The following is a 21,461-nucleotide window of genomic DNA, read 5'->3' as shown; positions in this document are numbered from 1 at the left end:
CCTAAAATTTTAGTATTTCTTCCACACCACGCGATTCACGTAGTCGGTGTAGCTGTGGATGATGCGCAGCACCTTGTCTGACACATTGGGCATGCTGTAGTCGTAGACTTGGCGCAACATGCGCTCCTGGCCGCGCGGCTGGCTTTCCAGGATGGCCAGGCCCTGCATGACGCGTTCGACTTCCAGGCCGACCATCATCACGGCGGCTTCTTCCATGCCCTCTGGACGCTCGTGCGCCTCGCGCAGGTTCAGCGCCGGGAAGTTCAGGATCGACGACTCCTCGTTGATCGTGCCGCTGTCCGACAGCACCGCCTTGGCCGACAGTTGCAGCTGGTTGTAGTCGGTAAAGCCCAGCGGCTTGAGCAGTTGCACCTGCTCGTGGAATCTGGCGCCGGTAGCCTCGACGCGCTTGAGCGTACGCGGGTGAGTCGACACGATCACCGGCAGGCCGTAAGTTTCGGCCACGGTGTTGAGCGTCTGCACCAGCTTGCCGAAGTTGGTGTCGGAGTCGATGTTCTCCTCGCGGTGCGCGCTGACTACAAAGAACTTGCCGGCTTCCAGGCCCAGACGCTCCAGCACATTCGATGCCTCGATGCCCGCGCGGTAATGGGTTAGCACCTCGAACATCGGGCTGCCGGTCTTGATGACCTGATCCGGCGGCAGTCCCTCGCGCAGCAGGTATTCGCGTGCGATCGAGCTGTAGGTCAGGTTGATGTCGGCGGTGTGGTCGACGATGCGACGGTTGGTTTCTTCCGGCACGCGCAGGTCGAAGCAGCGGTTACCGGCTTCCATGTGGAAGATCGGTACCTTGCGTCGCTTGGCCGGGATCACCGACAGGCAGCTGTTGGTATCGCCCAGCACCAGCATGGCGTCGGGCTTTTCGCTCACCAGCACGCCGTCCACAGCAGCAATTATCTTGCCGATCGTCTCGGCTGCGCTGCCGCCAGCGGCGTTCAGGAAATGGTCCGGCTTGCGAATGCCCAGATCGTCAAAGAAGATCTGGTTGAGTTCGTAATCGTAATTCTGGCCGGTGTGGACGATCACATGCTCGCAATGCTCGTCCAGCCGTGCTAGCACGCGCGACAGGCGGATGATTTCGGGTCGGGTACCGACCACGGTCATGACTTTGAGTTTTTTCATGTTCTGTTGTGGGGCAGGGCAGTTCAAAGCGGGCAGGCGAAGGTGTCAGGCCGTTGCCGGTCGAAGATCTCGTTGGCCCACAGCATAACGATCATCTCGTCGCTGCCGATATTGGTGATGTCGTGGGTCCAGCCCGGCACGGTTTCGACGATCTCGGCCTTGGCGCCGCTGGTCACGAGTTCGTACGATTCTCCGGTCTGCATGTGACGGAACTTGAAGCGCGCCTGGCCCTTGATCACCAGGAACTTCTCGGTCTTGCTGTGGTGGTAATGGCCGCCGCGCGTGATGCCCGGGTGCGCCGTGAAGTAGCTGAACTGGCCGCAGTCGGGTGTCTTGAGCATTTCGGCAAAGACGCCACGCGGGTCGCCATACATCGGCACGGTGTAGGTGAAGGCCTCCACTGGCAAATAGCTCACATAGGTCGCGTAGAGCGCGCGCACCAGGCCGGTACCGACGCGTTCGCTCATCAGAGTCTGACGGCTGTCCTTGAAAGTCTGGATCAGTCCCGCCAGTTCGCCCACGGTGGTGCTGTACTGCGGGGTCACGGTGGCAAAGCCTTCCGCATCCACGGCGGCATCAGCGCCATCCATCAGCTGCACGAAGCGGTCGATCACATCGTCGACGTAGACCAAGGTGACCGGCGAAGCAGGATCGTTGATCTGGATCGGAAGATCACGCGCGATGTTGTGGCAGAAGGTGGCGACTGCCGAGTTGTAGTTGGGCTTGCACCACTTGCCGAACACGTTGGGCAGCCGGAACACATGCACCGGCACGCCGTGGTCGCGTTGCAGTGCTAACAGAGCATCTTCAGCTCCGCGCTTGCTTACACCATAGGGGTTGTCGCGTGCCGCCTGGGTCGACGAGGTATAGACCACCGGCACCTTCTTGCCGGATGCCTTAGCGATTTCAGCCACGGCGTTGCACAACGCCTGGGTCAGATCGGCGTTGCCGGTGGCGAATTCCGCCGGGTCCTGCGGGCGATTGATGCCTGCCAGGTGAAAGACAAAGTCCACGCCCTGCAGCAGGGCGGGCAGTTGCGCTACTGAATGCTCGCGCGTGAAGCAGACAACCTCGACGTCCTTTCGTTCGGCCAGGTGCAGTTGCAGGTTCTTGCCGACGAAACCGTTGGCGCCAGTGATCAATACCTTCACGGACTTACTCCTCGGCCACGGCGTGTTCGCCGCGAGCGATCTTGTGCATGAAGTCGAGCTTGAGCAGCAGTTGCTTCATGCCGGCTACATCCAGGCGTTGGGTGTTGTGCGAGTTGTAGTCCTCGCCGTGCGCGGTCTGGGTCAGTTTCTGCTCGCCTTGTTCGACGAACTTGGCGTAGTTCAGGTCGCGACCATCGGCCGGCACGCGGTAGTAGTCGCCCATGTCCTGCGCACAGGCCATTTCCTCGCGGCTCAGCAGCGCTTCGTAGAGCTTTTCGCCGTGGCGGGTACCCATGACATGCACCGGATGCTCGGGCCTGTTCATCAGGTCAAGAATGGCCTTGGTCAGCACCTCAACAGTAGCAGCCGGGGCCTTCTGGACGAAGATGTCGCCGTTGTTGCCATGCTCGAAGGCATAGAGCACCAGGTCCACCGCATCGGCCAGCGTCATCATGAAGCGAGTCATGCTGGGGTCGGTGACGGTGATCGGCTTGGCCGTAAACACCTGGTCGACGAACAGCGGGATCACTGAGCCACGCGACGCCATCACGTTGCCGTAACGGGTGCCACAGATCACGGTGTTGGTGCCTTCGAGGTTGCGACTGGCGGCGACCATGACCTTTTCCATCATGGCCTTGGAGATGCCCATGGCATTGATAGGGTAGACCGCCTTGTCGGTGCTCAGGCAGACCACGCGCTTGACGCCGGCGCCAATCGCGGCTTCGAGCACGTTCTCGGTACCTAGCACGTTGGTGCGCACCGCCTGCATGGGGTGGAACTCGCAGGATGGCACCTGCTTGAGCGCGGCGGCATGGAACACGTAGTCCACGCCACGCATGGCTTGTTCCACGCTGCGCGAGTCGCGCACGTCACCGATGTAGAACTTCAGCTTGGCGTTGTTGTAACGCTTGCGCATGTCGTCCTGCTTCTTCTCGTCGCGGCTGAAGATGCGGATTTCCTTGATGTCGGTGTCGAGGAAGCGTTTGAGGACGGCGTTGCCGAAGGAACCGGTGCCACCAGTAATAAGGAGGGTTTTATTTTTGAACAAAATAGAATACTTTCTGTGTGATGGATTTAATAAATTCTATGAGTGCCCTGGACTTCATTGTGTAATTTGATCGATGAAATTTCTGCTCGATTCTGATTGCTGTGAGATACCCGAAATAATTTATTTGTATCGCAACATATAGGGGTTGGCTGCATGAAATTGAAAAATTTTACTTTAACAATTGTCTTGGAGAATTTAAAATCTCTGACTTGATTTCATGCTCCTCTAAAGTATTTCGGATTATATCAAGGTAACGCTCAGCGCGACCGCGTGCATTAGAAAATTGTAAGACATGCGCACGTGCTTTTTCTAAACGATCAGTATCATTCCTTATTCTTTTTTTGATGTATGTTGCAATTACGTCGGCAGCAGACTCAGGGTTAAGTGGATCAAAATAAAAAGCAAAATCTTTGCATACATCTCGTACAAAGCCACGGTCGGAAGCAAATAGAGGTTTTCTCATGACCATAGCTTCGAGCGGTGTGGCAGAAAAACACTCGAGTAGGCTTGGAAAAATAACTGCATCAACTGCCTGATAAAAACTTGGGCACTGCGAAACAGATAGTTCACCTATATTAATAATATTTTTTTTGAAATCAGATGTTTTATTTAACCACTCGTTGTTAGTTAAGGTGACGCAAAAGTCAACATCTAGGGCGTATTTGTTTTTTAGAATTTCCTTGATAAATGGGAGTATATTTGTGTTCTTGTGAGGGTAATCTCGCCCAACATAGCCGACAGTAAAGTTATTCTTGTTTATTCTATTTTCAATTGGTTCCCAACTGTTTGCGTTTAAGTAAAGTGATGAAATACAATTGCGTACAACTTCGATGCTTTTTTCGTCAGCAATTTTCGCTTTGATTAATCCATGTTTGACATGCTCCAATTCGACGACAAGTTTGTCTGCATTTTTAAAGAAAAGTGCTTGAATGGCGTACTTGATCATCCAATTGAATTTATCTTTTATGCTGAAAATCTGGTAAGCACTTTTATCTATAATCCATGGTTGTGCGAATCCAACGATCTGAATTTGTTTTTTACTCCGCAGATAATTTGGGCCGAAAATCGTAAAAATAATCTTATAGTTGACTAGTTCGGAATTTAATTTTGAGAAAAAACCAGAAATTCCAAATGTGTCAATTGTTGTGATTTTCAAACTCTGAAGAGACGGAGAATTAATTTTTTTTAGATTGTTTGTGACGGCTGTAGATGCAAAAATTGTTAAATTTAAATCACAAGAGCCCAGTTGACTAATTTCATGAATAAAAGATGTGGCTACTTGAACTCCGCCCCCTGTATGTAAGTTAGATGCGTTAATAAGAATTCGATACTCATGAATTTTTGGGGAGTGCATTTCTTTTGGATATGGTGTGAGATGAAATTATTGGGTAAATCAAAAATAAAGCAGCGGCAATTGAGGTGAGTGAAGTGACGGCAACTAAAAAATCCCCGCGAAGAAACATCAAAAAAAAGCCAATCATGAACATGTAAAAATATGTATTTGCTATGCCTGCAGTAATTAAGTTTTCTTCAATTCTTTTTATTGCGTAAAGAATTGCTAGTGTGTATATTATTACTCCAAAGTATCCGAAATTTATATAACCTTCGGCGAAGTAGGCCATTGAGATATTATCAAATCCATAGTTTAGTTTTCTTGCTATAAAGGCGCCGCTACTTATTGGTTTGTCGTTCCATAATTCTCTGGGTATAAAAAACAATAAATTTCCAAATAGCTGATCGCCATTGGTGACAATATTTTTCTGGATAACTCGCATGAAGTTTTGATATGAGTCGAAATGTCCAGCGATAAAAAAATCCGAGGATAAATTTGTATTAAAAGAATCAAATGAACTTGCGCGCCTAAATTTATCCAATATTGGGAATATTGTAAATAGTGATGCCAGTAAAGTATATGCAATTTTTTGCCCGTACCTCAAGTTTGGAAAAATTACAATAATTACTGGGACATATATGGCTGCCACAAAAAACCTAGACATACCAGTTGGAAAGCAGCAAAATATTAAACCAATGAATGAAAAAAATTTATATTTCCAGTTTTTATTTGATGTATAAAATAATATAAATATAAATAAAGACGATATCCTCGAAAGATTCGATACAACAAGGGAGATTGGAGAGTATCTTTCTGTAAGAGATTCTCCTTCAAGGCCGCCTCTGAAAAATACACCTACTAGTGAAAATGAGTTTGTATATAAAACTCCTATGATTGATAAAATCAATAGCGATATTAAATAAATAGTATTTTTTCTAGAGATGTAAACTTGTTCTAATTGGAGTACTGAGCGTTTATTTTTCAATAAAAATCTTTCGGTTACATAAAAACTAAAATTAATCATAATAATAATTAAATTCAAACTTAAGTAATCTGATGAATCGAAGCCAAGTGTTGTGCCGTGAATTTTTTCGTTAATATATTCTAGCGATGGCGCATATCCAAAAAATATAAATGCAAACACATAATATATGCCAAATAGGGAGACATTTCTTTTTGGTAATATAAGTAGAAATAGTGATTGTATTATTATTATCGCGAAAGAAAAGGCTACTATTGGATAGTCATTATAATTTCTTCCATCAAATAGGTGTTTGATGGAGAATATGGAAATTATTAATGCAAGAAGAAATTTTTTTAGCATTTTTGATTTTGATTGTTTGGATTTTTAAATAATTGTCACATCCGAGCGTACGGAGTGAGTTTAATATTGAGTGCAACCCATTTTTTAATGGATTAGGGCGGTGTGTTTATAGCTTTCCATGAGCAGTTCGTAGTAATCAGTCAAGGATTATCTTGACCCAAGTTCTTTGCGCGACCGGTTATTGATTTTCTCGTTAATCGCATCAAGATGCTTCTGACTGCTTCTGACTGCTTCTGACTGCTTCGACTTCACTGTCAAGTCGACAAGTTGAAGCTAGAGACATCCTGGTTAAACACCCTGGGTTTGTACAAATTTAACCGAAAGAAACTCACGATTCGGCAACTTTTGCAGCGGGAGATGCAGTGCTCAGCCACTAGGCACTCCAACGCTGCTTTCTTAGCTGTCGGCGTTACAACTTTCGCGACAGCACATCCTTGATCGCCTAGTACATTAGCGCCTGTTCCGCACACATCCGCTCTAGGCGACTGTTCTCGGCCTCCAGGTCCTTGACCCGTTTGAACTCGCCCACCGAATGTCAGCGTACTTGTTCTTCCATTGTGGTATCTGTTCAGCCCACTGCACAGCCCCAGCGTCCCTGCACTGAGTTGTAGTTAGACTGACCAGCATGACCCGCAGCGTCATCCCACTGCCCGAACTGCCCGAGAACGTGCCTGCGTGTCACAACATGATCCTGGAGTTGCTGCGCAGCCAGAACCACAGTTGATGGACCGGCTCAGCGCCTTGGAAGAGCGGGTCATCTGGACTCGCGCAACTCGTCCAAGCCCCCGTCGAGCGACGGTCCAGGTATGCCCGCCCCGACCACGGCCCAAGAGCGGCAAGCGTGCGGGCGGTGAGCCTGGGCACAAGGGGACTCACAGGGAGATGCTGGCCGAGGACTAGGTTCATCACCGGGTCGAGTGCCCGCCGCCTAGTCAATGTGAAGGCTGTGGCGCACTGGTCGAGGTGGATTCGGGCAAAGCGATTCGGCACCAGGTCTTTGATTTGCCGCGCATCGATCCGGTGGTGATCGAGTACGTTCTTTAGCGTTTTAAAAAGTAACTTTGAGATCACCCCTCGTGGGTGAGAAGATGGTGTTCAACTCTTGCTCATGCCTAGCAGATTGGATTTGCCTCCAGAGGAGTGCTGCCTTGGCACGAGGCCCAGCCATGCAGCCACCTGACGGCCGCTATGGAAGCTCTTGGCATCTCCGATGGAGGCAAGCAGCGCACTGGCGGTGATCGGTACTATGCCGGGGACTTGCGCGAGCTTGCAACTGAGTTTGCTGCTGCGGTGCCACGCCTGGAGTTGCGCCTCGAGTTCGTCAACCTGGCGATCCAATTCCTTGAGATGATCCAGCAGGCGTTGCACAAGCATGCGAAACGTACCGGGCAACTTGTTGCTGGCATCCTCAATCAGGTCAGGCACCCGTGATGCTATGTAGCCGATGCCCTGCGGAATGATGATTCCGAATTCACCGAGCAGTCCGCGGATCTGGTTGGCCTGTGCAGTTTGGGCCTTCACGAAACCTTGGCGCACTCTGTGCAAGGCGAGCACTGCCTGTCACTCGACATTCTTGACGGGAACGAAGCGCATGTTCGGGCGGCCTACTGCTTCGCAGATAGCCTCTGCGTCGGCTGCATCGTTCTTGTTGGTTTTGACATACGGCTTGACGAACTGGGGGGCCATCAGACGAACGGTGTGGCCTATGCCCTGCAGTTTGCGGGCCCAGTGGTGGGCACTACCGCAGGCCTCCGTGCCGATCAGGCACGGTGGCAGGTTGACGAAGAAGATGGCTATCTGGTCACGCCGCAGTTGCTTCTTCAACGCGACCTTGCCATGCTCGTTCAGGAAAGTCTACGCTTCTATTATAACTCCCGAGTATAGAGTTCGATGGACGCGAAAACTATTCTGACGCAGGGGGTGGCAGGTATTGCACTTCAGTCATGAATATTTTTTGATTTCACGAAGTGACGCTATTTTTGGAAATTCAGTAAATACTAGTTTTTATCAAAATGCAGTACCGAATTTAGAAAGCGATTTGCCATTTGGTCGGTATTAAAAAAATTATCGACTTGATTTATAGATTTATCTGACATATCGTTTAGTTTTTTTTCATTAAACAAAATTAATTTTAATGTTTTGGCCAGATCCAAGTGACTATCTTTGATGAAGCTCATTCCAGTCAGGCCGTCAATAAATGCGGAAATTTCTGGCATATGCTTTGTTGTGTCATTGTGAACTACTGCTGGAAGACCGTATGCCATTCCGTGTATAAGGCTAAGGCCAACGCTGCCTGGATAAACAAAAATGGAGCACTTATTTGCAATACTTGCTATATTATGTTCATCGGTAGTTGCTCCGTGCCAGAATATTCTATCGGATAAATTTAATTTAATTATTAGTTGCTTTATATTTTCTGATTCTGAGCCTTCGCCAATAATATGCAGTTTTGTGTTGTTTAGTGCGGGTTCTGTGAGTGCGTCTATAAGTATTTTTAAGTTTGATTTGGCTGTAACCCTACCGATAAATAAAATTTCTTTATCCCTATTTTTTGATTCATACTTTAATCTTATTTCTTTGATTGGTTTTATGTCGATACCATTGTTTAGTGCATTAATTGGTCTGGCGTCTTTATTTCCATATGAGTTTAAATATTGCGCCACTTCTTTGTCAGTGTAAAATATGATAGAGTGTGCTAATTTCATTAAAAGTAGCCTGATGAAGAATCGGTGCTTTTTTGTACTTGCACTCCATAGTTGCCCCCACCATATGGTTTTCAAACCAATAATTCTTGCTCGAACAAGTAGTAAAATTGTTGATATGCATCGAGCATCACCTGACACAATTAAAATATCATTTTTCCTGAGTTGAATAGTGAGTGCATCTTTTTGCCAAAATACTCCAGGAATTATGGTTTGCATTTTCCCTATCTCTAATGCCCACTTTTTTTTTGATTTTTCACTTGTTAATATACCAAGATCGGAGTTGGAGTAGTAAACCTTGAGTCTTTCATCTAATTTTTCATATAATTTATCAAAGAAATTTATTCTGTATGCGGGTAGAGCAGGCTGGATAACAATAATGTTATTCTTTGATGTTTGCATGATGTTTATTGAATGAAAATTTCAATGAAATCGAGAATTTGTTACGCAATTCTTAGAGGGTGTCCAAAAATCACAGCCAAAGCAAGTTTGAATACGCAACTTGCACTATATGCTACTGGTTGATCTCCGGCGCGCGTCAAGGTAGATGTCGTCCATTTCATGCAGCCAATCGCTGTTTATCGTGATTCAACTGGATTCTTTCGACCACTGCATCGCGCTCAGGGTTACTAAGGTTTCCGCAAGTAAAGTCACTTTCGTAGAATCGTGGGATGACCACCGACAAGAAGACCGACGCCCGCAAGCTTGACCATGCCACCCTTGAAGTCATGCGCCTGCGTGCCATCGAAGCGACCAAAGCCGGTATGAAGGCGACCGACCTCGCTCTCGCCTACGGCGTGCATCGTCGCACGGTCTTTCGTTGGCTGGCCGACTACTACAAGGGCGGCGAGCAAGCGCTCAAGGCCAAGCCGATTCCGGGTCGCCCGCCCAAGCTCGCCGAACCCCAGATGCAGTCGCTGGCACAGGCCGTAACGGACCGGACGCCGCTGCAGCACGGCTTCGAGGTCGGGCTGTGGACGCTGTCGATCCTGCGCGAGTTGATCCGACGCCAGTTCGGCCAGACGATGGCCCTGTCCTCGGTCAGCCGTGTGATGTCGCTGCTGGGTATCACCGTTCAGAAACCTTTGTACCGTGCCTGGCAACAAGACCCCGAGCGGGTGCGGAAATGGGAAACCGAGGAGTTTCCTGCCATCAAGAAGCAAGCCAGAGAACAAGGCGCAACGGTATTCTTTGCCGATGAGGCAGGCATCCGTTCTGACTATCACACGGGCACGACCTGGGCACCGGCGGGACAGACGCCCGTGGTGACGGCCACCGGCCGGCGCTTCTCGCTCAACATGCTCTCGGCGGTGAGTCCCAAGGGCGAGTTCCGTTTCATGCTGCACGACGGCACCGTCACCGCCCCGGTCTTCAAGACCTTCCTGCAACGCCTGATGGTGGGTGCTACGAATCCGGTGTTCGTGGTGGTCGACGGCCACCCCGTGCACAAGTCCGCGTTGGTGCGGCAGTACATCGAGAGCCAGACCGGCCAGCTTCAGTTGTTCTTCCTGCCGCCGTACTCGCCCCAGCTCAACCCCGACGAGCAGGTCTGGGCGCATGTCAAGCGACGCGTCAGCAGCCAGTTCGTCGAATCCAAGGACGAGATGAAGCGACTGGCTCTGGGCGCCTTGCGGCGCATCCAGAAGTTGCCAAAGCTGGTCAAGTCGTTCTTTGGGCATAACGAGTGCCTGTACGCTCGGATGTGACAATTCTTTCCGAAAACTTAGTAAGTTTGACGGCGCCGATGGGTTACCAACTGCGCGTATGCTGACGCCAGCGCGACGGGTGCCGCTGACGGTCGCGTTCATAGACCCCATCTGGCCGCCAGGATCTGGTGGTCATGCCCTTCGTGTCGTGCCGCAGGGCTCACGTAGCGGATACCTGCTGTGCAGGTGCCCGTGGTTGTTGTACCAGTGCACGAACTGCGCCGCCCAATCCCGCGCCGCCTGCAGGTCGGCAAAGCCGCGCATTGGGAATTCGGGCCGGTACTTGGCGGTGCGGAACAGTGACTCGATGAAGGCGTTGTCATCGCTCATGCACGGACGCGAGTACGAAGGCTTGACGTCACGCCAGTGCAGCATCACCAGCACCGTGGTGGCCTTGAGCGTGGAGTCGTTGTCGTCGTCCAGTAAGGGCTTGTGGTCGAGTGCTGCCATTCGCCCTCGTCCTTTGGGAAGATCGCCTCGAGTTTTTTTGATAGCACTGGCGCTATGGATCATAGCGATCAGTCAAAACGCAACTCGGTGCGGGTTCGCTGGGCCTGCAGTGACGGGACTGAACAGATACCGGGCCCCAACCTTTGACTGTACCACTTAGGCCAAAATTAGAAATTGCTGATCAGCGTTGCTTTGCTTTAGGCTTGCGAGTGCCGGTTTTTCATCGATATTCATATCAAGAGTCCATAAAAATTTTTTTAAAATTTAGTAGTAATTTTTTCCTTACATCATTGATCTTTTTAATAAAATCTAACGGTAAAAGTGTAATAATGATGAGCGATATTTTATTCTTGATAGATAGCCTATTTTTATATTTTCTGAATATATCTAGTTTTTCATTTATACGAATTTGTGGCGAAATGGCTGTGCTCAATATTCTCTTTTCTATCGCCGATTTTAGTGAAGAGGAGTATATTCTATTTGAAATGTTGTCAAGAGATTCAAATGCGTTTATTGCTGAATCTAGATGCCCCATTCTTTTTGAAAATGAATTATTGTGCGTTTCTGTCCATGACCCGGGCGTGAGAACTCTATATACACTTTTCGATGCATTCAAATAAAATGCTCCATTGGGGTGCGCACCAAAAAAATGTATATAAATATCACCTACTGTTAAATGCTTATTTGATTTTTCAAAATCGATGAAGCTATCTATAGCAGATTTTTGAATAATAGTGGATGCTGTTGGTATTTGCCCGAATTTTTTTTGAATTATTTGATCAACTGGGACGATTCCTGAGTCATTTCTGTATTTTCCAATCTCTCTTTTAAAGCTTGTTTTTTCGTTCACAAGGATTGCAGAATGAAAAGACATTTTAATGTCAGGATTACTTTCGTGTATTTGAATTTGGATTCTTAGTTTATCGTCGCATGTCCAGTAATCATCACCTTCGCATAGAGCTATGTATTTGCCTTTTGCTCGTTCGTAATTAAAAATAGATGGTCTTATGCCTTTTGAGTACTGATTTTCTATTTGATATATTGCTTTGATAATATTTGGGTATTTTAATTCATAATCTTTTATGATTTTTGCGGTGTCATCTGTTGATGCATCATCATGAATTAGTATTTCGTAAGGAAATTCTGTTTCTTGCTCTAAAAATCCTCTGATAGCATCTTCAATATACGACTCGTGGTTGTACGTAATACAGCATATGCTAACTAAAGGCTCTTGATATTTTTTGTTCCAAGTGGCTATTATTTTTTCTTGTGTGCGCAAATTTCTCATTTGGATTTATGAAATAGTTTAGCCTTGATAATCGAAAAAGCAAGAATGCAAGCTTGTAACCGCAAAAAGTATGCGGAGATCACGTACATTGCCGCGCCCAATCCGCCAAGTAAGATTAATTGCAAAGTAGGCGGTAGTCTTATTGTAGTTGCGGAATAGTGAACTAAAATTCCTATAGATAATGATAAAGCAAGTGCAGGAACGAAGTCCGCTATTTGTTCCTTAATTGAGTAGTTTATTAATTTTGATGAAAAATAGCTATTGGGTATGTATGAGATAATTGAGGTCAATATTTGACCAATTAATATAATTTCAATGTTGTGCTTGTACGTAAAATATATCATTGCGGCGATCAATATTTTTTTAATTATTTCTAGTTGCAGAAATAAATCTGATCTGCCTTTTACCTTTAATATATTTAGATTTATACTGTGCAGTGGATATAAAAAGCCGGAAAAGCAGAGTAGTTGAAGGTATGGAACGGCAGGCAACCATTTGCTTGGCAAAAGTATCTCAAACAAGGGTTGTGCAAGTGCGGCTAATAGTGATAATGTTGGAAAAAGCACAAAGGTGGTTATCGCAATAATTTTACGATATCCTGATTTTAACTTTTCATTATCATCCTGAATTTTCGAGAGCGCGGGATAGGTTACGTTTTGAATTGCACCTACTAGTTGACTTAATATTAGCTCTCTTATTTTTTCTGCAAAAAAATATAATCCTGCAACTGATGTTGTGAAAAATTTTGCTATTATTATTATATATAAATTTTTAAAGATTGTATCTAATATACCTGATAGAAACAATTTGTAACCAAAGCTATACATGTTACATAGTGATGCATAAGTGAAATTCCTACCGGGGCGCCATTCGCTTATTCTCCATAGAATTAATACTGTTATTAGACTCGATGTAAGCATTTGAAAAACCAACGACCATACGCCGGCTCCCAATATGGCTAGTCCGATAGAAATTAATGATGAGCCTAGAGCGGCTGGGAAACTTGCTTTTAGTTGATTCTTGAAATTCAGTTGGCGGTGTAAGATTGACTGTTGAACTACCTGAAAGGCATCAATTAATACTGTCAATCCCATTATTTTAATTAAAATCGTTAGTTTTGGTTCTTGGTAGTAATTTGAAATATGAGGCGCTGATAAATATAATAATAAATAGGCGATAACACCAAGTATCAAGTTTGCATAAAATGCCGTGTCTAAGTCAACGTCTGTTACAGTTTTCAGTCGTATTATGGCTTGGCGAAATCCTGAGTCCATTAAGCCTGTCGCGATGGCAGTAAATACTGCGATAATCGAGATGAGGCCATAAGATTCCGGCGAAAGAATATATGCCAGCAATAATGTTGTGGCTAATGTTATTCCTCGTCGGAGCAATTGATCTGTAAAATTCCAAAATATTCCGAGCGTTGTTTTTTTTGTTAGTGACATTTTAATTTTTATATGTTTTTACTGAATTTTTAATATTTGAAATGAGTTATAGATAGTGTTTGGGATTCAGCTTTCGTAGTGAACGACCCAGTCTGAATCGATAGACAATGAGAACATGAAGCAACAAAAGTTGAATCAGAATCTGAGCATGCACCGATACGCAATGCGGAGGTCTATGTCGTGATGTAACTCGTGGGCCTTGGCGTGATTGATCTCGCCGATCACGAAGCTGGAGCAGCTTGAGATAGATTCCGGCTTGTTTGGCCGTCTTGAACAGTTTTACTAGTGCCGTCTCCAGCAACTTACTGTCGGTCAGGTGTGCCCACCTCATTTTTTGCACCGTGCTGTCGATGATCCGGCCTCAGGCTTTTCTTGGCGATCAGCCTGAGCGCGGCGGCCACGTTAATTGTTAGTGCGAGTAACTCCTCGACGCCTTCCTTCGCTAGAAGCGGCGTAACTTGTCAATGGCCGCCGGTTCGCAGGATCAACGGTGCTTGAAATACTCCAGCCTCCAAAGGTACAGTCAGGGGTTGGGGTCTCGGCCCAACGCTCGACCCTTCCCTTGTTACTCTCGTTGAGGGCGTGCTTCAGATATAGCAGCGAGATCATCATGCGCAGCGACGGCCGTGGACGGTCCGCCTTCGGCATCCCGGCACCCACCAAACTGGCGGCGGAGCCGAACAGATTGACATCGACTAGATCTCACGCTGCGTGTAAAGAGGTGAGCCACTGAAGCCTCGATGTTTCACCATGGCATGCGCGAGTCCAGAATGACTAGCGGAGGGCCTAGGTTACTAACTTTTCCGAAAGTAAAGTTACTTCCGTAGAATCGTGGCATGATCAGCGAAAAGAAAACCGATGCCCGCAAGCTTGACCATACCACGCTCGAAGCCATGCGCCTGCGTGCCGTCGAAGCGGCCAAAGCCGGCATGAAAGCGACCGACTTGGCATTCGCCTACGGCATGCGCACAGTCTTTCGCTGGCTGGCCGACTTCTATAAGGGCGGTGAGCAAGCGCTCAAGGCCAAGCCGATTCCGGGTCGACCGCCCAAGCTCGACGAGCCTCAGATGCAGTCGCTGGCACACGTCGTGACGGACCAGACGCCGCTGAAGGACGGCTTCGAGGTCGGTCTGTGGACGCTGTCGATCCTGCGCGAGATGATCCGACGCCAGTTTGGCCACACCATGTTTCTGTCCTCGGTCAGCCGTGTCATGTTGCTGCTGGGTATCACGGTGCAGAAACCGCCCTACCGTGCCTGGCAACAAGACCCTGAGCGGGTGCGCAAGTGGGAAACCGATGAGTTTTCCGCCATCAAGCAGCAGGCACGAGCGCTCGGTGCGACGGTGTACTTTGCCGATGAGGCGGGCATCCGTTCGGACTATCACACGGGCACTACCTGGGCACCTGCGGGACAGACGCCCGTGGTGACGGCCACTGACCGGCGCTTCTCGCTCAACATGCTCTCGGCGATGAGTCCCAAGGGCGAGTTCTGCTTCATGCTGCACTCGAGAGCCAGGCCGGCCAACTCCAACTGTTCCTCTTGCCGCGGTACTCGCCCCAACTCAACCCGGAGGCGCAGGTCTGGGCTCATGTCAAGCGGCGCGTTAGCAGCCAATTCGTCGAATCCAAGGACGAGATGAAGCGGTTAGCTCTCGGCACCTTGCCCCGCATCCAGAAGTTGCCGAAGCTGGTCAGATCGTTCTTTGGCCATAGCGAGTGCCTGTACGCTCGAATGTAACAATTTTTTCCGAAACCTTAGTAATCATCTGGTCGAGATGGCTACGGAAAACGTCGGCCATGTTGCTCTCCACAAAAAAATGACAAATGAGTGGGGTATGACTGTTCCATAAGTTACTAAAAATGGCACCAATATAAATATTAATTAATTGCTGTTATTTTTGGCGTAGTAACTTCCCAGGATTTCCTATGAAGATAGAGTTTGATGGTACATCATTCAAGATTACGGACCCTGAGCCTATTAGTGCAAAATCGCCTACTCTTATTTTTTCTCGTATTGTAGCGTTGCTGCCAACATGTACTGCCTTTCCTACGTGAACGTTTGCACCTACTACGCCATTTGTAGCTACATGTGCAAAGAAATCTATAGTGCTATCGTGCCCTACGAATGAGTTGGCCAAAAGGATGCAGTGATCATTTAATGTGACGTCAGGTGATAGTTGTGCAAGTGGTGCTATCAAGACCCCATTACCAATAGAGCAAAAATTTTTGGGTATGATAGCTGATGGATGTATTAAGGTTGCCCATCTTTCTTTTGGTATTTTAAATTCTTTTATTTTTTCAAAGGTTTCTTTCTCGTTCTGCAGTCCAACGTAGGCAATAAAAAACTCAATACTTTGGTCGGCAAGGAGTTCTAGATATTTTTCAGTTTTTCCTATTACTGGATATTTCTTGTATTTTCCTATTTTGTTTCCTTCGGGAATTACATCGTTTAAGAACCCAAGGACCTCATGTGATCCAATGTCTTCGGCTATGCTTGCTGCGATCATGCCTATTCCACTGCCACCAAATATAACCAATTTTTTCATTCAATAGCCCCTTTGTTATTTATCAAATAATTTTTATTTAAAATTTTCTTAGCACCCTGCAGAAGAGGTGGTCCAACAAATTTTCCTTTGATAATTGCTACCCCGACTCCGCTCAAAATTGATGCTTCAGCTAATTCAACTATTTCCTTGGCTTTTTCTACTTCCTGATCTGTAGGTGAGAAGTACTGATGTACAAGTGGTATTTCCTTGGGGTTCAATACGAGCATCCCCTCAAAACCAAGAGTTTTGGCAATTTTAAGGTTTTTATTTAAATCTTCAAGATCATGTACTTGTATGTGTACGGTATCTATCGGCGTTACGCCTGCAGCGCGTGCAGCCATTGCTATCATTGACCTAGGAACTTGCAATGCCATTTCTTCCAGATCATGTGTGCCCTGAAGGTCTGTTAAAAAATCTTCGCATCCATATGCAATTGCGACAATTCTTTTTGAGGATTTTGCAATGCTTAATGCATTTAATACGGCTCCAGAAGTTTCAATGAGTGGAATTAGTTTGAATGTCCCTATTTCAAGTTTTTTTTTGTATTCTATTGATTCAAGTAATTTGTCAATAAAAAATATATCTTCCGAGTTGTTGGATTTTGGATATACAAAACCTTCTATGCCACTTATGGTCATAGATAGAATATCATCTATTAGTTCCCCGCTTTCTCTATCGTTTATTCGGATGAAAATTTTCTTGTTCGCAAATATTCCGTCAGTATGTAATTTTTCTATTAGTTGCCTTGCTAATATTTTGTTACATCTTGGTTGAACAGAGTCTTCTATATCTAGCAATAAAACATCTGCTTCGCTTGTTGCTGATTTTCTTAAAAGTTGTTCATTGTGTCCGGGTACAAACATTAAACTCCGCATTAAGTAATTAGAACTCATGCCGCCTCCCTCTTTTTGACTAGAACTGATCTTGTGAAAATTAAAATTATCATGTTTTCTTGGTTGAAAACATTTGTTCTTACTTTTATTATTCCGCGGTCATTTTTTGTGTTGGACTCTCTTTTTTCAAGAACTTCAGTTTTGGCATATATTGTGTCGCCAATAAAAACTGGTCCCTTGTGTAGAATTTCCTCGTAATTTAAATTGGCTATTGCTTTCCCGCTTATGTCGGGGACAGTAAGGCCAACTGCTAAGCTAAACACAAGTGTGCCAACTACGAGTATTTTTTGGTGTTGCTGTCTGGAAGCGTAGTCTGCATTTGTATGAATCGGATGATGATTCATGGTTAGCAGAGAAAATAAGTTATTATCTGATTCAAATATTGTTTTTGAGAGTGCGTGGCTTATATTTTGGCCCACATCGAAGTCTTCGTAGAAATTTCCGAAATCACTTTTTATCATTAATTTGCCCCTTTGACTATTTCTTTTGCTATTCTTGTCGCTTCTATGTCTGTTAGGTTTGGATAGATCGGAAGGCAGATTACCTGATTTGCTGCAGTGTTGGCTACGGGAAGATTCTTGGGTTCTGCTGAACTGATGCCCCGATACATGCTAAAGTTGGAAATTAGTGGGTAGAAGTATCTTCTTGAATTTATTCCTACATCTTTTAATTTTTGATATAGATCATCCCTAGATATTGGGTAATTTTCATTGACTAAAATAGGAAAATATGAGTAGTTGGCTACTTTTTGTCCAGCTTGAGGTAAGCACTTAATTCCTGGAACTGCCTCTAATTCATTTCGATAAATTGTATCAATGGCGCGCCTTCGTTGCATGACATGATCGATATGCTTCAACTGCAGTAGTCCAAAGGCTGCGTTGATTTCGCTCATTTTTGCATTTATTCCGGGTGCTACTACAGTTGTCTCGTTTACGAATCCGAAATTCTTTAAGTGATCTATTCGTTGTTTTGTTTTTTCATCTGGACAAATTATTGCTCCACCTTCGAAGGTGTTGAACACTTTTGTGGCGTGGAAACTCAGGACCGATAAGTCACCATGACGGAGAATGCTGCCACCTTCGTCTTTTACACCAAAAGCATGTGCCGCGTCATATATGACACGCAAATTGTAGTTGTCTGCAATTTTTTGGATACTGACTACATCGCATGGATTCCCGTAGCAATGCACAGGCATGATTGCTGTAGTTTGTGGTGTAATAGCTGCCTCAATCTTGCTTGGATCTATATTTAACGTATTTGGATCTATGTCTACAAATACTGGTTTGTTTCCGTGCCAGAGTAGCGAGTGTGCTGTTGCGACAAACGAATACGGTGTGGTGATAACTTCACCTGTTATTCGCAATGACTGAAGAGCAGTGATGAGTCCTAAGGTTCCGTTGGAAAACAGTGCCACATGTTTGACACCTAGATATTCACACAAGGCCTGTTCCAGTTGTTGGTGGAAAGGGCCACCATTGGTCAACACTTTGTTGGCCCAAATTTTTTCTAGGTAGGGAGTGAATTCTTCCAGCGGTGGGAGGTAGGGTTGAGTAACGTAAATAGGTTTGTTCATGATTTTTATTTATTAGTATGAATATTTTTATTTATTGAGCAAAGACAGCATGTATTTACCGTACCCGTTCTTCTTCAGTGGATCGGCCAGGCATTGAAGCTGTGCATCGTCGATCCAGTCGCTGCGCCAGGCGATCTCTTCTGGACAGGCTACCTTCAGGCCTTGGCGCTTCTCAAGCGTAGCGATGAACTGACCCGCCTCAAGTAGACTGTCGTGGGTGCCGGTGTCGAGCCAGGCGTAGCCTCTGCCCATGGTCTGCACCGTCAGGCTACCTTGCTCAAGATAGGTTTGGTTGATCGAGGTGATCTCGAGCTCGCCACGCGAACTGGGCTTGACCGCCTTGGCGATTTCAACCACTTGGCTGTCGTAGAAGTAGAGGCCGGTGACGGCATAGCTGGATTTGGGTGTGACGGGTTTTTCTTCGATGCTGATGGCTTTGCCTGCAATATTAAATTCGACTACGCCATAGCGCTCTGGATCGTTTACATGGTAGGCGAACACGGTCGCTCCATGCTGCTGTGCATCGGCTGATTTCAACAGCGGTTGGAAATCGTGACCATGGTAAATATTGTCGCCCAGCACTAGCGCGCTAGGTGCCTCGGCCAGGAAAGACTCGCCTATGATGAAGGCCTGAGCCAAGCCATCAGGGCTGGGCTGGACTGCATACTCGATGTTCATGCCCCATTTGGAACCGTTGCCGAGCAACTGCTGGAAGCGCGGCGTGTCCTGCGGTGTGCTGATGACCAGTACCTCGCGGATCCCCGCCAGCATCAGCGTGCTTAACGGGTAGTAGATCATTGGCTTGTCGTAGACCGGCAGCAACTGCTTGCTGATCGCAAGCGTGGCCGGGTGCAGTCGGGTACCGGAGCCTCCGGCGAGAATGATGCCTTTACGTTGCTTATTCATGTTGTTCCCTATTTTTTCTTAGGCGGCGTATTGCTTGGCGACCCAGTCGCGGTAGCTGCCGCTTTGCACATGGGCGACCCAGTCCGGATTGGCCAGATACCATTCGACCGTCTTGCGGATGCCGGTCTCGAAGGTCTCGGCCGGCTTCCAGCCCAGCTCGCGCTCGATCTTGCGCGCGTCGATCGCGTAGCGGCGGTCATGGCCCGGGCGGTCGGTCACATAGGTGATCTGGGTCGCGTAGGAGTTGCCGTCGGCCTTGGGGCGCAGCTCGTCGAGCAGGGCGCAGACCCGCTGCACGATCTCGATGTTGGGCTTCTCGTTCCAGCCGCCGACGTTGTAGGTTTCGCCCAGGCGGCCGCCTTCGAGCACGCGGCGGATCGCGCTGCAATGGTCCTTGACGTAGAGCCAGTCGCGGATCTGCATGCCGTCGCCGTAGACCGGCAGGTGCTTGCCGGCCAGGGCATTGACGATCATCAGCGGGATCAGCTTCTCGGGGAAGTGGTAGGGGCCGTAGTTGTTGCTGCAGTTGGTGGTCAGCACCGGCAGGCCGTAGGTGTGGTGCCAGGCGCGCACCAGATGGTCGCTGGCTGCCTTGGAAGCCGAATATGGGCTGTTGGGCTCGTAGCGGTGGTCCTCGGCGAAGGGCGGATCTTCCTTCGACAGCGTGCCATAGACCTCGTCAGTGCTGACGTGCAGGAAGCGAAACGCCGCCTTGTCATCGGCTGGCAGCGCCGACCAGTAGGCGCGCACCGACTCCAGCAGGCGGAAGGTGCCGAGGATGTTGGTCTGGATGAAGTCCTCGGGGCCGTGGATGCTGCGGTCAACATGGCTTTCGGCGGCGAAGTTGAGCACGGCGCGCGGACGGTGTTCGGCCAGCAGTCGGTCGACCAGCTCGCGGTCGCCGAGGTCGCCCTGGACAAAGACATGGTTGGGGTTGCCCTGGAGCGAAGCCAGGTTCTCGAGGTTGCCGGCGTAGGTCAGCTTGTCGAGGTTGATGACGGGCTCATCAGATGCGCTAAGCCAGTCGAGTACGAAATTGCTGCCGATGAAGCCGGCGCCGCCGGTGACAAAGATCATAATATTTTTTGAAGTAAATGTATTGGTTGCTTCAGTTCTGCCATTTGACAGCAGGTATTTAGTAGTCGTTGGCTACTGATATCATGTGCGTCTAGTCGTTGCCGAACAGGTCGCGCGTGTAGACCTTCTGGCTCACGTCGTCGAGATCGGCGGTCTGGCGATTCGCGACGATCACGTCGCATTCGCGCTTGAAGCGGCCCAGGTCGCGCACCACCTCGGAGCCGAAGAAGTCGTCCTGCTCTAGCACCGGTTCGTAGACGGTGACCTTGACGCCCTTGGCCTTGAGTCGCTTCATCACCCCCTGCACGCTGCTGGCGCGGAAGTTGTCGCTGCCTGCCTTCATGACCAAGCGGTAGACTCCGACCACCTTGGGTTGGCGACGCAGGATGTCGTCGGCGATGAAGTCCTTGCGCGTGCTGTTGGCGCTGACGATCGCGCTGATCAGCGTCTGTGGCACATCCTGGTAGTTGGCCAGCAGCTGCTTGGTGTCCTTGGGCAGGCAGTAGCCGCCGTAGCCGAAGCTCGGGTTGTTGTAGTGGCTGCCGATGCGCGGGTCGAGGCTGATGCCGTCGATGATCTGGCGCGTGTCCAGACCGTGGCTGGCAGCGTAGCTGTCGAGCTCGTTGAAATAGGCCACGCGCAGCGCCAGGTAGGTGTTGGCGAACAGCTTGATCGCCTCGGCCTCGGTGCTGCCGGTGAACAGCAGCGGGATGTCGGTCTTGATCGCGGCGGCCTGCAGCAGGCCGGCAAAGACGCGCGCGCGCTCGGAGTCCTCGCCAACCACGATCCGGCTCGGATACAGGTTGTCGTGCAGTGCCTTGCCCTCGCGCAGGAACTCGGGGCTGAAGATCAGCTGATTCGTGCCGTACTGGGCGCGCG

At 48.1% G+C, this 21,461-nt stretch carries 17 protein-coding genes and 3 pseudogenes; 3 read left to right on the top strand and 17 right to left on the bottom strand.

The genetic code is table 11. The features are described from left to right. Window positions 1–9 precede the first annotated feature (9 nt). The 5 genes from wecB to C6P61_RS17725 all read right to left on the bottom strand — a co-directional run bounded on the left by wecB (window position 10) and on the right by C6P61_RS17725 (window position 5,996). Complete coding sequence (gene wecB / locus C6P61_RS11430; RefSeq protein ID WP_105730065.1) at window positions 10–1,140, bottom strand: non-hydrolyzing UDP-N-acetylglucosamine 2-epimerase; 1,131 nt, start codon at window positions 1,138–1,140, stop codon at window positions 10–12. A 23-nt stretch (window positions 1,141–1,163) separates the two neighbouring features. Then, window positions 1,164–2,291 carry a UDP-2-acetamido-2,6-beta-L-arabino-hexul-4-ose reductase gene (gene wbjC / locus C6P61_RS11425; protein WP_105730064.1) on the bottom strand — a complete coding sequence of 376 codons (1,128 nt, stop codon included), beginning with the start codon at window positions 2,289–2,291 and terminating at the stop codon, window positions 1,164–1,166. 4 nt (window positions 2,292–2,295) lie between these two features. Further along, window positions 2,296–3,339 carry a polysaccharide biosynthesis protein gene (locus C6P61_RS11420; protein WP_105730063.1) on the bottom strand — a complete coding sequence of 348 codons (1,044 nt, stop codon included), beginning with the start codon at window positions 3,337–3,339 and terminating at the stop codon, window positions 2,296–2,298. Window positions 3,340–3,508: 169 nt separating this feature from the next. Beyond that, the gene (locus tag C6P61_RS11415; protein ID WP_105730062.1) at window positions 3,509–4,693 is read right to left on the bottom strand and encodes a glycosyltransferase; all 1,185 of its coding nucleotides are present in this window, start codon (window positions 4,691–4,693) and stop codon (window positions 3,509–3,511) included. After that, window positions 4,671–5,996: an O-antigen polymerase gene (locus tag C6P61_RS17725; protein WP_146115042.1), complete on the bottom strand. Its 1,326-nt coding sequence runs from the start codon at window positions 5,994–5,996 to the stop codon at window positions 4,671–4,673. The genes C6P61_RS11415 and C6P61_RS17725 overlap by 23 nt, the downstream gene beginning before the upstream one ends. A 758-nt stretch (window positions 5,997–6,754) precedes the next feature. Here C6P61_RS17725 and C6P61_RS18180 point away from each other — a divergent pair. Then, complete coding sequence (locus C6P61_RS18180; protein ID WP_425319750.1) at window positions 6,755–6,850, top strand: DUF6444 domain-containing protein; 96 nt, start codon at window positions 6,755–6,757, stop codon at window positions 6,848–6,850. A 247-nt stretch (window positions 6,851–7,097) separates the two neighbouring features. Here C6P61_RS18180 and C6P61_RS11410 read toward each other — a convergent pair. Both C6P61_RS11410 and C6P61_RS11405 read right to left on the bottom strand, forming a co-directional pair. Beyond that, window positions 7,098–7,844, bottom strand: a pseudogene (locus tag C6P61_RS11410) (IS110 family RNA-guided transposase); the annotation flags it as partial. Window positions 7,845–7,993: 149 nt separating this feature from the next. Beyond that, the gene (locus tag C6P61_RS11405) at window positions 7,994–9,100 is read right to left on the bottom strand and encodes a glycosyltransferase family 4 protein (RefSeq protein WP_105730061.1); all 1,107 of its coding nucleotides are present in this window, start codon (window positions 9,098–9,100) and stop codon (window positions 7,994–7,996) included. Between the two features lie 269 nt (window positions 9,101–9,369). Here C6P61_RS11405 and C6P61_RS11400 point away from each other — a divergent pair, with 269 nt between their 5' ends. Then, the gene (locus C6P61_RS11400; protein ID WP_105730060.1) at window positions 9,370–10,404 is read left to right on the top strand and encodes an IS630 family transposase; all 1,035 of its coding nucleotides are present in this window, start codon (window positions 9,370–9,372) and stop codon (window positions 10,402–10,404) included. Window positions 10,405–10,450: 46 nt separating this feature from the next. On the opposite strand, the pseudogene C6P61_RS11395 reads toward C6P61_RS11400, so the two are convergent. The 3 genes and pseudogenes from C6P61_RS11395 to C6P61_RS11385 all read right to left on the bottom strand — a co-directional run. Continuing rightward, window positions 10,451–10,911: pseudogene (locus tag C6P61_RS11395) on the bottom strand (integrase core domain-containing protein); the annotation flags it as partial. A gap of 178 nt (window positions 10,912–11,089) precedes the next feature. Further along, entirely contained in the window at window positions 11,090–12,142 is a 1,053-nt protein-coding gene (locus C6P61_RS11390; protein WP_105730058.1) for a glycosyltransferase, read from the bottom strand. After that, window positions 12,139–13,587 (bottom strand): lipopolysaccharide biosynthesis protein, encoded by a 1,449-nt coding sequence (locus C6P61_RS11385; protein WP_105730057.1) that lies wholly within the window; start codon window positions 13,585–13,587, stop codon window positions 12,139–12,141. The genes C6P61_RS11390 and C6P61_RS11385 overlap by 4 nt, the downstream gene beginning before the upstream one ends. A gap of 836 nt (window positions 13,588–14,423) precedes the next feature. Here C6P61_RS11385 and C6P61_RS11380 point away from each other — a divergent pair. Then, window positions 14,424–15,325 (top strand): annotated as a pseudogene (locus C6P61_RS11380) (IS630 family transposase). A gap of 154 nt (window positions 15,326–15,479) precedes the next feature. Here C6P61_RS11380 and C6P61_RS11375 read toward each other — a convergent pair. The 7 genes from C6P61_RS11375 to C6P61_RS11345 form a co-directional block, all read right to left on the bottom strand. Continuing rightward, the gene (locus tag C6P61_RS11375; protein ID WP_105730056.1) at window positions 15,480–16,133 is read right to left on the bottom strand and encodes a PglD-related sugar-binding protein; all 654 of its coding nucleotides are present in this window, start codon (window positions 16,131–16,133) and stop codon (window positions 15,480–15,482) included. Then, entirely contained in the window at window positions 16,130–17,026 is an 897-nt protein-coding gene (locus C6P61_RS11370; RefSeq protein ID WP_105730055.1) for an HpcH/HpaI aldolase/citrate lyase family protein, read from the bottom strand. Before C6P61_RS11370 ends, C6P61_RS11375 begins: the two co-directional genes overlap by 4 nt. Next, window positions 17,023–17,487 carry a MaoC family dehydratase gene (locus C6P61_RS11365; protein WP_105730054.1) on the bottom strand — a complete coding sequence of 155 codons (465 nt, stop codon included), beginning with the start codon at window positions 17,485–17,487 and terminating at the stop codon, window positions 17,023–17,025. Before C6P61_RS11365 ends, C6P61_RS11370 begins: the two co-directional genes overlap by 4 nt. After that, window positions 17,487–18,599, bottom strand: coding sequence for a dTDP-4-amino-4,6-dideoxy-D-glucose aminotransferase VioA (vioA, locus tag C6P61_RS11360; RefSeq protein WP_105730053.1), 1,113 nt, complete (start codon window positions 18,597–18,599; stop codon window positions 17,487–17,489). Before vioA ends, C6P61_RS11365 begins: the two co-directional genes overlap by 1 nt. A 27-nt stretch (window positions 18,600–18,626) precedes the next feature. After that, on the bottom strand, window positions 18,627–19,505 hold the full coding sequence (gene rfbA, locus C6P61_RS11355) for a glucose-1-phosphate thymidylyltransferase RfbA (RefSeq protein ID WP_105730052.1): 879 nt from the start codon (window positions 19,503–19,505) through the stop codon (window positions 18,627–18,629). A gap of 18 nt (window positions 19,506–19,523) precedes the next feature. Further along, a complete protein-coding gene (rfbB, locus tag C6P61_RS11350; protein WP_105730051.1) occupies window positions 19,524–20,582 on the bottom strand; it encodes a dTDP-glucose 4,6-dehydratase in 1,059 nt (352 codons plus the stop codon). Between the two features lie 91 nt (window positions 20,583–20,673). After that, the coding region (locus C6P61_RS11345; RefSeq protein ID WP_105730050.1) for a nucleotide sugar dehydrogenase at window positions 20,674–21,461 on the bottom strand (788 nt) is incomplete at its 5' end.

It is taken from the genome of Malikia spinosa (genome assembly GCF_002980625.1).
Classification (GTDB): domain Bacteria; phylum Pseudomonadota; class Gammaproteobacteria; order Burkholderiales; family Burkholderiaceae_C; genus Malikia; species Malikia spinosa.
The sequence above is the reverse complement of the archived record's forward strand: the minus strand, read 5'-3'. Positions and strand labels throughout refer to the sequence as shown.